The organism is Arthrobacter sp. SX1312, from assembly GCF_002929295.1.
Classification (GTDB): Bacteria; Actinomycetota; Actinomycetes; order Actinomycetales; family Micrococcaceae; genus Arthrobacter_D.
The window spans coordinates 174,148-187,180 of the sequence record NZ_PJIM01000003.1 but is presented as its reverse complement, the minus strand read 5'-3'; the positions used below and the strand labels follow the sequence as shown (position 1 = coordinate 187,180).

8 protein-coding genes and 1 tRNA gene are annotated in these 13,033 nt (G+C 71.5%); 8 read left to right on the top strand and 1 reads right to left on the bottom strand.

Annotated features, from left to right (window positions below; all coding sequences use genetic code 11):
* The first annotated feature begins 34 nt into the window (after positions 1–34).
* Both CXQ92_RS14075 and CXQ92_RS14070 read left to right on the top strand, forming a co-directional pair.
* Entirely contained in the window at positions 35–1,909 is a 1,875-nt protein-coding gene (locus CXQ92_RS14075) for a dynamin family protein (protein WP_104168397.1), read from the top strand.
* Positions 1,906–3,447 carry a dynamin family protein gene (locus tag CXQ92_RS14070; RefSeq protein ID WP_104168396.1) on the top strand — a complete coding sequence of 514 codons (1,542 nt, stop codon included), beginning with the start codon at positions 1,906–1,908 and terminating at the stop codon, positions 3,445–3,447. The genes CXQ92_RS14075 and CXQ92_RS14070 overlap by 4 nt, the downstream gene beginning before the upstream one ends.
* Here CXQ92_RS14070 and CXQ92_RS14065 read toward each other — a convergent pair.
* Positions 3,422–3,952 (bottom strand): hypothetical protein, encoded by a 531-nt coding sequence (locus CXQ92_RS14065; RefSeq protein ID WP_146067476.1) that lies wholly within the window; start codon positions 3,950–3,952, stop codon positions 3,422–3,424. The two genes, CXQ92_RS14070 and CXQ92_RS14065, sit on opposite strands and share 26 nt — an antisense overlap.
* Positions 3,953–4,094: 142 nt before the next feature.
* On the opposite strand from CXQ92_RS14065, the gene CXQ92_RS18700 reads away from it, so the two are divergent.
* The 6 genes from CXQ92_RS18700 (at position 4,095) to CXQ92_RS14040 (ending at position 12,590) form a co-directional block, all read left to right on the top strand.
* Positions 4,095–4,229 carry a hypothetical protein gene (locus CXQ92_RS18700; RefSeq protein ID WP_258069957.1) on the top strand — a complete coding sequence of 45 codons (135 nt, stop codon included), beginning with the start codon at positions 4,095–4,097 and terminating at the stop codon, positions 4,227–4,229.
* A 129-nt stretch (positions 4,230–4,358) separates the two neighbouring features.
* Positions 4,359–4,430 (top strand) — tRNA-Gln (locus CXQ92_RS14060).
* A 73-nt stretch (positions 4,431–4,503) separates the two neighbouring features.
* A complete protein-coding gene (gene glmU, locus CXQ92_RS14055; RefSeq protein WP_258069956.1) occupies positions 4,504–6,030 on the top strand; it encodes a bifunctional UDP-N-acetylglucosamine diphosphorylase/glucosamine-1-phosphate N-acetyltransferase GlmU in 1,527 nt (508 codons plus the stop codon).
* Positions 6,027–7,007 (top strand): ribose-phosphate diphosphokinase, encoded by a 981-nt coding sequence (locus CXQ92_RS14050; RefSeq protein ID WP_104121083.1) that lies wholly within the window; start codon positions 6,027–6,029, stop codon positions 7,005–7,007. Before glmU ends, CXQ92_RS14050 begins: the two co-directional genes overlap by 4 nt.
* Before the next feature lie 196 nt (positions 7,008–7,203).
* Positions 7,204–9,909, top strand: a complete 2,706-nt coding sequence (locus CXQ92_RS14045; protein WP_104168394.1) for a LuxR C-terminal-related transcriptional regulator — start codon at positions 7,204–7,206, stop codon at positions 9,907–9,909.
* Positions 9,906–12,590, top strand: coding sequence for a LuxR family transcriptional regulator (locus CXQ92_RS14040; protein ID WP_104168393.1), 2,685 nt, complete (start codon positions 9,906–9,908; stop codon positions 12,588–12,590). The genes CXQ92_RS14045 and CXQ92_RS14040 overlap by 4 nt, the downstream gene beginning before the upstream one ends.
* Positions 12,591–13,033: the final 443 nt, after the last annotated feature.

The window sequence follows — 13,033 nt, the reverse complement described above, 5'->3', positions numbered from 1 at the left end:
TGGTCTCATAGAACAACTCACCGGGGAGTGTCACATGGATGATCTGATTCCGCTCGTGAAGAGCGGCTTGGGGCTGGTCGCCACCGGCGACCGCGCCGACCTGCGCCGGCGGCTGGAACAGACACTGGGACGCCTGGCCACCCCGGACATCCGTGTGATCGTGGTGGGGGAGTTCAAGCAGGGCAAGAGCAAGCTCATCAACGCTCTCGTGAACGCCCCGGTGTGCCCCGTCGATGACGACATCGCCACCTCCGTGCCCACGGTGGTGGGCTACGGCGATCCCGCCAGTGCGGCGGTGCTGATGCCCCGCAAGGACGGCGGCCCGGACCGCGAGGCCGTCGAGCGCCGCGAGATCGCCCTCGAGGACGTCGCCCGTTTCGTCTCCGAACGGGGCAACCCGTCCAACCGGCAGGGCCTCGCCTCGGCAGAGGTCCGCCTCCCGCGACGGCTGCTGGCCGACGGGCTCTCGATCATCGACTCCCCGGGGGTGGGAGGCCTCGAATCCGCCCACGCCCTGACCACCCTCACCGCCCTGCCCACGGCGGACGCCATGCTCCTCGTCTCGGATGCCTCCCAGGAGTACACCGAGCCGGAGCTGCGCTTCCTCCGGCAGGCCACCCGGATCGTCCCGAACGTCGGCTGCGTGCTCTCCAAGACGGACCTGTATCCGCAGTGGCGGGCCGTCGCGGACCTCGACCGCGGCCACCTCTCCGAGGCGGGGATCCCGGCCCCGCTGATCCCGGTGTCCTCCGACCTCCGCCTGTTCGCGTCGCAGACCAAGGACGTGGAGCTGAACCGCGAGTCGGGGTTCCCGGACCTCATCGGCTACCTCCGCAACGAGGTGGTGGGCAAGGCGCAGGTCCTGCGCCGGAAGTCGGTGGCCCAGGACCTGCTGTCCACGGCCGATCACCTGCGCCTCTCGGTGACGGCGGAACTGCAGGCACTCCGGAACCCCGAGGGCGTGCCCCTCCTCCTCGCCGACCTGGAAGAGGCCAAGGAGCGGGCGGACCAGCAGCGGAAGCGGTCCTCGCGCTGGCAGACCACCCTCAACGACGGCGCGTCGGATCTCATCAGCGACATGGAGCACGATCTCCGCGACCGGCTCCGGTCCATCCAGCGGGAAGCCGAGGCCTCCATCGACGACGGCGATCCCGGGCTCATCTGGGACCAGTTCGCCGAGTGGCTCGAGCAGCGCGTGGCCTCCGCGGTGTCGGACACCTTCGTGTGGACCAACGAGCGCTCGCAGTGGCTCGCCGAGCAGGTGGCCGAGTTGTTCGCGCTCGACGAGGTACCCCTGCCGCTGCTGGAGGTCTCCAGCACGGACGGCGTCCTCGCCCCCGTGGAGGAGGTGCCGTACCTCGACCCCGGGCATGTGAGCGTCGCGGGCAAGGTCCTCATCGGCATGCGGGGGTCCTACGGTGGTGTGCTGATGTTCGGCCTGCTCACCGGCATCATCGGTATGGCCCTCATCAATCCGCTCTCGGTGGGCGCCGGGCTCCTGCTCGGCCGCAAGGCGTACCGCGAGGACAAGGACGCACGGCTCAAGCGCCGCCAGGGTGAGGCGAAGTCCCTGGTGCGGCGCCAGATGGACGACGTCGTGTTCCAGGTGGGGAAGCAGCTCAAGGACCGGCTGCGGCTCGTCCAGCGCGAGATCCGCGACCACTTCGGTGCCATCGCCGAGGAGCACCACCGCTCCCTGGCGGACTCCGTCGCGGCGGCGCAGCGGACGGCGTCGACCTTCCGGCAGGAACGCGAGGCGCGCATCACCGAGCTGGAGGCTCAGCTCGCGGCGATCGACCGCCTGCACGCGCAGGCAGGGCGCCTCCTCCCGGAGCCCGCGCAGGCCACGGAGCCCGCGCAGCCCGACACCGGATCCACCGGCGCCGTGGCGGCGGGAGCGCACGCGTGAGGGACAGCGGCGCCGTCGAAGCCCTCCTCGCGGACGCCCTCCAGGTCTACGACGACGACCCCGCGGTACGGGCCGAACTCGAGGGGTATGCGCGGCGGCTGCGCGAACCGCTGCGCGTCGCCGTCGCCGGCATGGTCAAGGCCGGCAAGTCCACGCTGCTCAATGCGATCATCGGCGAGGAGATCGCCCCTACCGGCACCGGGGAGTGCACGCGGATCATCACCTGGTACCGCTACGCGGCGACGCCCCGGATCACCCTGCACCCCGTGGACGGCGAGCCGCGGCTGCTGCCTCTCACCAGGGTGGACGGGCGGCTGGTGTTCGATCTCGGTGGGCAGCGGGCCGAGGACGTGGCGCGCCTCGTGGTCGACTGGCCGGCCGAGAACCTGCGCGCCATGACGCTGATCGACACCCCGGGCATCGCCTCGCTCTCCACGGACGTCTCGGAGCGCAGCACACGGTTCCTCACTCCGGAGGACGCCCCGTCCGAGGCCGACGCCGTCATCTACCTGATGCGGCACCTCCACGCTTCGGACCTGCTGTTCCTCGAGGCGTTCCACGACACCAGCGCTGCCCGGTCGGGCACCATCAACGCGCTCGCCGTCCTCTCCCGCGCGGACGAGGTGGGGGCGGGGCGGCTCGATTCGCTGATCGCCGCCTCCCGCATCGCCGACCGCTACCGGGCCGATCCGTCCCTCAGGTCCCTGGTCCTCGACGTGCTCCCCATGGCGGGACTGCTCGCCCAGAGCGCGCGGACCCTCCGGCAGGCGGAGTACCAGGGGTTCGTGGCGCTGGCGGCGCTCGGGAGGACCGACCGCGAGCGTACCCTGATCTCCGCCGACCGCTTCGTCGCGGGAAGCGCCGCTCTCGGCCTCTCGACGGAGGACGCCGCGCGCCTGCTGGACCGGTTCGGGATGTTCGGGCTCCGGCTGGGCGCCGCCCTGGTGCGCGGCGGCACCGGCAGTGCGACGGCGCTGGCCCACGAGCTGGCACGGCGCAGCGGGCTCGACCAACTGATGTCGCTCATGACGCGGCAGTTCCACGCGCGGGCCACGGCCCTGCGGGTCCGGACGGCCCTGACCGGACTCGAGGTGATCCTCGCCACGCACCCCCGGGACGCCGCCGCGCGTCTGCACGCGGGAGTCGAGAGGATCACCGCCACCGCCCACGAGATGAACGAGCTGAGACTGCTGTCCGCCCTGCGTGCCGGCCGTGTCCCGCTGCCCGCGCCGGCAGTGGCCGACGCCGAGCGCCTCGTCGGAGGCTCCGGCACGGCCGCCGCGGACCGGCTCGGGCTGGAGCCGGCCGCCGACCACGGGGAGGTGAGGGCCGCCGCGCTCGGTCAGTTGCACCGGTGGCGTGTGCTGGCCGAGAACCCGCTGACCAGCCGGGGGGCCCAGGAGGCGTGCCAGATCGTGGTGCGCACCTGCGAGGAACTGGTGGTCCGTGTAGGCCCGGCGCCCCGGGCGGGCGAGCCGGAACCGGCGGGCGAGCCGGAACCGGGTGAGGTCGTCACTGCGGGGGGCGCGCGTCCCTGAACCACCGCGCCGCCGGCGGGAGCAGGCAGAGGAGGAAGGCGAGGGCGGCGAGGGCCAGCTGGACCCCCGCCAGATGCGCGGTGGGCTGGAATCCCGCCGAGTCCTCACCGAGGAAGGCGACCACCAGCAGGACCGCACCCACGTTGAGCGCGAGCATCACGAGGAGTACCCAGCGCACGCCACCGCGGCCGCGCACCAGAGGGCGCGCGAGGAGGGCTTCGGCCACCAGCACCACCGCGAACAGCGCGAGCGTGCCCCAGAACGCGATCGCCGCGACCTGGTCCAGCCGCGCCGCGTCCGCCCCGGCGTCGATGCCCGCGGCGGTCTCCCGGAGACGGGCCAGATGCGCGTCTCGGTCCAGGTAGGCGAACACGAGAGCCGCCACGCCGACGACGCTGCCCAGAAGCCACAGTGCGCCCATGTACCGGACCAGCGGGGGAGGAGCAGCCACCCTGAGCGAGGGAGGCGGAACGGCGTTGGACATCTCTGGCCGGGGAGGACGCATGGTCGTAATCTAGCCCCGCCGCGCGGGGGCTTCAACGGTCGACGGCCGGCGGCCCCGCCGGCAGGCGGGCAAGTGGTCGGTATCGGCAGTCGAGTATCCGGCAGGGTGTCGGCCCGGTGGCGCCGGCTCCTACCGTTGGTGCATGACCAATACACCGTCCCCGTCGCCGGACCATGGACGCCGTCGCGCAGGGGAGGGCACGCAGCGCAGCTGGACCGTCATCGGGACCCTCGTCGTGGTGTTCGTCGTCGCCGTCGTTCTGTTCCTGCTGCTCTGACCCGGCAGCCTGTCCCGCCCCGGCAGCGTGCCGGGGCGGTCTGCCGTGCACGTCATGGCAAAGTCCCGCGGGCATGGCAAACTAGATAACCGTGCGCACATGCCCCGGCCCACCCGGGGTACGTCGCGGTCCGCCCTGGTGTAATGGCAGCACCCCAGCCTTTGGAGCTGTGGAGTATAGGTTCGAATCCTATGGGCGGAACGGGGGAGGCGCTGGCCAGGGATCAGCCAGTCCGCCGCACACGCCGGTCACCTACAGGTAGGAGCGCTTCTTCGTGAGCACACAGGACGAAACCACGCACCTGGAGGGCGCCGGCGTACCGGCCGCCGTCATCGTTCTCGCCGCCGGCGCGGGGACCCGCATGAAGTCGCGGACCCCCAAGATCCTGCACCGTATCGGCGGGATCTCCATGATCGGCCACGCGCTGCGGGCCGCCCGCGCCATCGGGCCGCGGGAGCTCGCCGTCGTCGTCCGCCATGAGCGGGACCGCGTGGCGGAGCACGTCGGCAGCATGGACCCGGAAGCCGTCCTGATCGACCAGGACGAGCTGCCGGGCACCGGGCGCGCCGTGCAGGTGGCGCTCGAGGGCCTCGACGCCCGCTCCGGGAGCCCCCTGAGCGGCACCGTCGTGGTCACCTACGGTGACGTCCCGCTGCTCACCACCCAGACCCTGCAGGAGCTCGTGGCCGTCCATCACCGCGAGGCCAACGCCGTGTCCGTCCTCACCGCGGTCCTCGAGGACCCCACGGGCTACGGGCGCATCCAGCGCCACGAGGACGGCACCGTGCTCGCGATAGTCGAGCACAAGGACGCCTCGCCCGAGCAGCGGGCCATCCGCGAGGTCAACTCCGGCATCTATGCCTTCGACGCCGACGTCCTGCGGCGCGCCCTCACGCTGGTCGATGCGTCCAACGCGCAGGGCGAGATGTACCTGACGGACGTCCTCGCCATCGCCCGGGCCGACGGCGGGCGCGTCGCCGCCGTGGTGCAGGAGGACCGCTGGCAGGTCGAGGGCGCCAACGACCGCGTGCAGCTCGCCGCGCTCGGCGCCGAACTCAACCGCCGCGTCGTCGAGCAGTGGATGCTGGCGGGCGTCACGGTCTTGGACCCGTCCACCACCTGGATCGATTCCACCGTGGTCCTCGAGGAGGACGTCACCATCCTGCCCGGTACGCAGCTCCACGGGGAGACCGCCGTGGCGCGCGACGCCGTGGTGGGCCCGGACACCACGCTGACCGACGTCGTGATCGGCGAAGGCGCACACGTGGTCCGCACGCACGGCAGCGGCGCCCGCATCGGGGCCGGTGCGAGCGTGGGCCCCTTCACCTACCTGCGCCCCGGCACGGTCCTCGGTGAGGACGGCAAGATCGGGGCGTTCTACGAGACGAAGAACGTGACGATCGGCCGCGGCTCCAAGCTGTCCCACCTCGGGTACGCCGGCGACGCCGAGATCGGCGAGTACACGAACATCGGCTGCGGCAACATCACCGCCAACTACGACGGCGTGAACAAGCACCGCACGGTCATCGGCTCCCACGTCCGCACCAGCTCCAACACGGTCTTCGTGGCCCCGGTGAGCATGGGCGACGGCGCCTACACCGGCGCCGGCGCCGTGGTCCGCGCGGACGTCCCGGCGGGTGCGCTCGCCGTGACCGTCGCGGCCCAGCGGAACATCCCCGACTGGGTGGCTGCGAAGCGGCCCGGCACCGCCTCCGCCACGGCCGCGGGTGCCGCCGCTGACGCGCCCTCCCCCGGACCCCCCACGAGTACCCCCACCGAAGAGAAGAGCACCCAGGCATGAGCGAGATCACCGCACACGGCGAGAAGAAGCTGGTCCTGGCCTCGGGGCGCGCGCACCCGGAGCTGGCGGAGGAGATCGCCTCCTGGCTGGGCACCGAGCTGCTTCCGGTCTCCGCCTACGACTTCGCCAACGGCGAGATCTACGTGCGGTCGGGGGAGAGCGTCCGCGGAACGGACGTCTTCGTGATCCAGGCGCACCCGGCCCCGCTGAACAACTGGCTCATGGAACAGCTCATCATGATCGATTCCCTGAAGCGGGCCTCGGCCAAGCGCATCACCGTGGTCTCGCCGTTCTACCCCTACGCCCGTCAGGACAAGAAGGGCCGCGGGCGTGAACCCATCTCGGCCCGCCTCGTCGCGGACCTCTACAAGACGGCCGGCGCCAACCGGCTCATGTCCGTGGACCTGCACACCTCGCAGATCCAGGGCTTCTTCGACGGCCCCGTGGACCACCTCATGGCCATCCCGCTGCTGGCGGACTACATCCGCTCGCGCGTCGACGCCGACAACGTCACCGTCGTCTCCCCGGACACCGGCCGCGTCCGGGTGGCCGAGCAGTGGGCCGAGCGCCTGGGCGGCGCGCCCCTCGCCTTCGTGCACAAGAGCCGTGACCTGACCGTCCCCAACCAGGCCGTCTCCAAGCAGGTGGTGGGCCAGGTGGAGGGCCGCACCTGCGTGCTGATCGACGACATGATCGACACCGGCGGCACCATCTCCGGCGCCGTGCAGGTGCTCAAGAACGCCGGCGCCAAGGATGTCATCATCGCGGCCACGCATGCGGTATTCTCGGAGCCGGCGTCACGTCGGCTCGCCGAATCCGGTGCCCGCGAGGTCGTGGTCACCAACACACTGCCCATCCCCTCGGAGAAGCGGTTCCCGCAGTTGACGGTGCTGTCCATCGCCCCGCTGATCGCCCGGGCCATCCGCGAGGTGTTCGACGACGGCTCGGTCACCAGCCTGTTCGACGGCAACTCCTGAGCGGCGACCCGGCCGGCCGGCAATTACTTGATATGGCAAGTAGTTTTTTGAACGATTTGAAGTAGTCTCGCCAGAGTGTGCGGGGCGAGAATCGAGTAGGTGGAGTGTAACTCCCGTAAGTGCTACTCGTGTAGCCCGTCGTGACTCTACTTAGGCTCGGAGGCGAACGACCCCCTCGAACCTAGGATGTGGTTTCATGGCTGCGAACGGCCAGGGCGTGTCAGATACTCGATCCATCCCGCCCGCGGGTCTTGCGGCGGGCCCCGGCCGGGCGCCTTCTCCGGGCGACGCCCCCTCCTTCGTCGGCCGCGCGGACCTCCTCCTGGCCGTCGGGGAAGCCCTGACCGCCCCCGGGTCCGTCGGCGCCGTCCTCGTGGGCGCGGCGGGGGTCGGCAAGACCGCCGTCGTGCAGCAGGTGCTCTCATCCAGTGCGGAGAGCCTATACGTCCTCCGCATCCGCGGGTCCAGGGGGTTCAGGGACCAGTCCTACCGACCCGTCAACTTCCTCCTCTCGGAGCTCGAGGCGGACGTCGTCGAGCACCCCGTGATGGTGCTCCGTGCCGTCGCGAACTTCCTGAACCAGCAGGCGCGCGGGCGCCGCGTGGTCCTCGCCGTGGACAACGTCGAGTACCTGGATCCGTCCTCGGCGGCCCTCATCGGGCAGCTCGTGCTCGGCGGGACCGCCAGTGTGCTGCTGACGGCCCAGGACTTCGCCGCCGCGGACCCCCAGTTCGCCGGCCTCTGGCGGGACGGCTCCCTGCGCCGGTTCGACCTCGCGCCGTTCGATGCCCTGGAGTCACGGGCCTTCGCGGCGGCGGAGCTGCAGGGAGCGGTGAGCGCCGAGGCCGCGGCGCTGCTGTACCGCATGAGCGGCGGCAACGCGCGGTTCCTGCAGGCCTCCATCCGGGCGGTCCGCGGACGCAGCGTGGTGCAGCACGGGGAGACCTGGGTCCTCCTGCCGGGCAGCACGCCCGTGCCCACCGAGATCACCGAAGCGGTCCAGCTCATCCTCGAGGAACTGCCATCCGGGCAGCAGGAGATCGCCCACGTCCTCGCGCTGGCCGGGCGGCTGCCCCTCCCCGTCACGCAGTCCATCACCGGCAGCGCGGACCTGGATGCCCTCCAGACCGCCGGCTTGCTCGCGGTGCGCCACGGCGAGCAGGAGCGCGTGGAGTTCCAGGACCCCGTGGTCGGTGCGGGTACCGCCGCGTCCCTGTCCGCCCAGCGCGCGGGCGAGCTGTACGAGAGGTGGGTCGGGGGCGCTGCACTCGGGGACCTGCTCGATCCGGAGCGACACGCGGAGTGGCTGCAGAAGGCCCAGCGGCCCGTCCCGGCCGAACTCTCCCTCGCCGCCGCGCGCTCGGCGAACCGTGCCGGCCGGCACTCCATCGCCGCCGAGTACACCGAACTCGGCGATGCCTACCGCTCGTCGGCCGCCGCCGCCGTCGAGCGCATCCGTGCTCTCACCTTCACCGGGCGCTTCCAGGACGCAGGCAACGCCATGCTGCTCGCCGCTCCACTGCTCGACGACGCGCCGGCTGCGGAGGCCGTGCCACTGCTGATCACCGGCGTCTTCCTGCGCCACCGCCTCGGGCTGGGCGGCGTCGAGGACGCCTTGAACGAGGCCGGGGAGCGGCTGGAGGCCGACGCCGGCGTCGAGCCGCAGGACCGCGCCCGGCTCCAGGCCGATATCGTCATCGCCCGCGCGGAGGTCGCGTCCCTGCAGGGCCGGTTCGGTGACGCGCGGGACCTGGTGCTGTCCCTGCGCTCCGGCGGCGTCCCGTTGGGCCGGGACCAGGGCATCGCCGGTGACGTCCTGCTGGCCGAGGCATGGGCCATGCTGGAGGACCAGCTGGACGCGCTCCAGCTCGCCGATGCCCTCGCGGACCGCCTGCAGGAGCCCGACGTCGCCTCCCGTACCCGGGAACTCGCCTATCTGCGCCTGATCGCCATCTACAGCGCGACCGGTTCCTGGGAGCAGGGCGCCCGTAAGCTCCGCCTGTCGGACGGTGACAGCGGCACGGTGCTGCACAGTTCGGCCGTGCAGCTGGCGCTGGGACTCGTGCGCGGCCGGTACGGGACGCCGCAGGACGCGCTGGCGGTCCTGACGCCGGCCTTCGATCAGCTGCGGGTCGGTGACCCGCAGCGCGTGCTGCCCCTCGCGGCAACGGCCATCGCCTACTGCCATTCGGTGGGGGACAACATCAAGGCCGCGATCCCGCTTCTGGTGCACGCGGAACCGTCCGCGGGCGATCCCTGGCTGGTGCGCCGGATCGCCTCCCAGTTGCAGCTGCTCAGTGTGGGGCTGCGTGAGGCGAAGCCGGACGCCGCCCGGCAACTGCAGGCCCTGGGACGCAGTGACAGGGAACGTGGTGCGTCCCTCTTCGCACTGTCCGCGTTCACGAGCGCGGTCCGGCTCGGCAGCAGCGGAGTCCTGACGGAGCTCTCAGAGGTGGCCGCCCGCGTGCAGGGCCCCTACGCCCACCTGTGCGAGACCTTCGCGAAGGGGGTGAGCCACCGCGACGCCGAAGTGCTCCTGCAGGCCATGGACCTCGCCGCCGCGGGAGGAGACCAGAACTTCGGACGGGATGCCGCCCGTTCGGCCCTTCACGCGGCGCGGGCACTGGGGGACAAGTCGACGGTGCGCGAGGTCCAGCAGCGGGCGCGCCGCGTCCTGGCCGACCCTGACGCCAACGGCCCCACCTCCCAGCTCGACTGCCTCACTCCCCGGGAGGCGGAGATCGCCCAGCTGGCGGTGGGCGGTCTGATGAACCGGGAGATCGCCGAGGCCATGTGCGTGTCCGTGCGGACGATCGAGGGGCACCTGTACCAGATCTACTCGAAGCTGCACGTGTCCTCCCGCTCCCAGCTCGCTGAGCTGTTCCCGGCACCCCTCGGATGAGCGTCGACGGCCGGCGGGTAGCCCTCGTGGGGGTCGAGGGCCCCCTTGCTGCCATCGCCCAGACGCTGTCCCACCCCAATCTGCACGGGGCACTCGTGGTGGGCGAGTTCGGGACGGGCAAGAGCGCGATCGCCCGGCGCCTCGTGACCGCCGGGGACCCGCACCAGACACGGTTCTTCCTCGTCCGGGCCGCGGAGAACCTGGCGGCGGTACCGTACGGAGCGCTTGGCCCATACCTCTCCCACGCGACACCCCAGGCCCTCGATTCCTCCCTCTCCGCGCTCCGTGCCCTCGTTTCCTACTTCAGGGCGGCATCCGAAGGACGGAACGCGGTGGTGGTCGTCGACGATGCCCAGTACATCGATGACGACAGCAGCCACATCCTCACCCAGCTGGTGATCTCCCGCATCATCAAAGTGGTGCTCTTCGCCGACGGCCTGCCGCCGCGGGCCGGAGACCTGTTCTCCCTCTACACGGACGGCTTCATCAGCAGGGTGGACCTCCCGGGACTCGCCGAAGCGGACGCCGTCGCGCTGTGCGAGGCGATCCAGGGCGGGCGGCTGTCCCAGGGGGCAGGCCACTACCTCACCCGGCAGAGCGCGGGGAATCCCCTGATGCTGCGCGCGCTGCTGGACCACGCCACCGCCACCGGCGAGCTCGCGGAGCACGATGGCGTGTGGTGCCTGTCCGGCCGGTTCCATCCGCCCGCTCCACCCCTGATGGACCTCGCGAAGACCCTGCTGCAGGAACTCACGGAGCAGGAGCGGACCGCCTATGAGGTGGTGGCGCTCAGCGGTGGCGTCTCACAGGCGCGCCTGGCGGCGGTCAAGGAGGACGCCGTGGCCCAGCAGCTCGTGCGCCGCGGGCTCCTGCGCACCCTCGGCTCCTCCACGAGCGTGCTCAGGGTGGCCCATCCCATGATGGCGCGCGTGGTCCGGGCGCTCGTCCCGGCCGGGCGCAGCGCGGACCTTCGCCGCCGCGTCTTCGGCGACGAGGTGGTGCCGCCCCCCGTGGACGAGGGCATGATCGACTATCTCGACTGGGCCCTCGACTGCGGTGCGGCCGTGCCGCCGGCCGTCCTCCTGACGGCGGCCCGCACCGCGGCGCACGTCTCCAGCCCGGAGTCCGCCCTGCGGTTCGCGAGCGCTGCGCGGGCGGCGGGAGAGGAGTACGCCGGGGTGGTGGAGGAGGCGCGTGTACGGGTCGGCCTCGGAGAGTACGCGGTGGCCGCGGAACTGCTCGATCAGGTCCCCGCGGATGGGGCCCGGCCCGTCGTCGCGGCCGACGCCGCCGTCCTGAAGGCACTGGCCTGCGTCCAGGGGGGTGAAGACCCGAGCCGCATCCATGCCATTGCAGACGCGTGCGCGGAGCGGCTGGCCAGGGTGTCCGAGCAGGGGTCGACAGCGCAGGCAGAGCAGTCGGAGCAGGCAGGGCACGCACTGGGGCTGCTCCATCTGCTCGCATGGATCCTCGAGGGCGACTTCGCGACCGCCCGCGCCGAGGTGGACGCCCTCGACGCCCTCGCTCCGGCGGGGGTGGAGTCCGAAGCCCCCCTGCCGGTGCTCCTGATGCTCTTCCGCGGCGAGATCGATGCAGCGCTCGGCCACTCCGACACGGCGCTGGCAGGGATCCGCGCGGCGCTCGATGCCGTGGATCGTTCCCGCGGAGACCTCGAGCACCTGCGTCCGCGCGTCGTGGCACGGTACGTCAGCGCACTGATCCACGCCGGCGAGTTCGCTACCGCACGAGAGGCGCTCGAGGAGTACCGGCGGCGGCCCGTGGTGAGCTTCGAGTACGTCGGCGGCCCGTTGGCGGCGCTCGAGGCCATCCTCGAAGCCCGCCGCGGGAAGTTCCGCACTGCGCTGCACCTCCTCGAGCCGGCCCTCGCGTCCCTCCGGCAGGTGGACTCCGAGATGCTGCTGCCCTACGCGCTCGGCGTCGCCGCATGGGCGTCGCATACCCTGGGGGAATCGGGAGCCGCCGCGGCCTTCGAGAAGGAGTTCACAGGGGTGGCGTCCATCGGCAGCCGCCCGCTGCTCCTCCTCGGGCAAGCGTTCCTCGCCGCGGCGAGCACCGGCGGGGGAGATCTCAGCGGGCTCGAGGCACTGGCCGAGGCCGCGCGGGAGGCGTCGTTCCGCTCGTGCGAGAAGGACATGCTGGAGCTCCTCTCGGTTCTCGGCGACACGGCGCTGGCCTGGCGCCTCGCCGAGCTCGCCGACCAGTTCGAGGGCTCGGAGGCGCAGGTGCTCTCCCGGTACGCGCATGCCCTGGCGGACCACGACGCCACCGCCCTGCTCGCGGCCGCGGACAGCGCGGAGAGAATTCAGAAGATCCCGCTTGCGGCGGAGGCCTCCATGAGGGCCATGCGCCTGTTCGAGGAGCAGGGCGACGGCAGGGCCCGGCGCATGGCACTGCGGACCGTACGCCACCGACAGTCCCTCCTCGAAGGAGTGCTGCCGCACGAGGAGGGAGACCCGCGCAGCACCCACGAGCTGACGTCCAGGGAACGCGAGATCGCGAGGCTCGCCGCGAATGGGGCGTCGAACCGCGCCATCGCGGAGGCGCTCGTCCTGTCCACGCGGACCGTGGAAGGGCACCTCTACCGCATCTACGGGAAGCTCGGCATCACCACCCGCGAGGAACTCGAAGGTGAGATGCGGGCGTACGACGACGAGCATTGACCTGCGCCCACCGTGCGCCTCGGCGGCCAGTTGGGTTTGAGTAGTCCGACGACGAATTTCAGGTATTCAATCAGCCAAACTGAAGTAGTGCGTACTGGTGAGCGGTTCGGTCGATCTGCGTAGGGTTGCATCTGTTGAACCGATGAAGCTTCAACTGCAGGGCTTCGGCCCTTACTCGCAGAAAGAGCGGGTCCCGGATCGGGGCCAGCGGCAAAGGAGTCTTCCTGAGACCAAGACTCCGTCCCCAGCTGCCGCTGGCCTCTTCCTGTTTAATGGGCGGATGCCACCACGCTGCTGCCGGCCCGCTGTGGAGGTGGAGTCGTCGGTGGTTCCGGTGGGGCCTCCGACAGCGTCGGCCTCGAGGGTGCCGGTCTCACCGGCGACGTAGGAACCGGTGGGGGAGCGGCCTGCGCTGCGCCGGCCGGCGTCTTGACGGCCGTGTA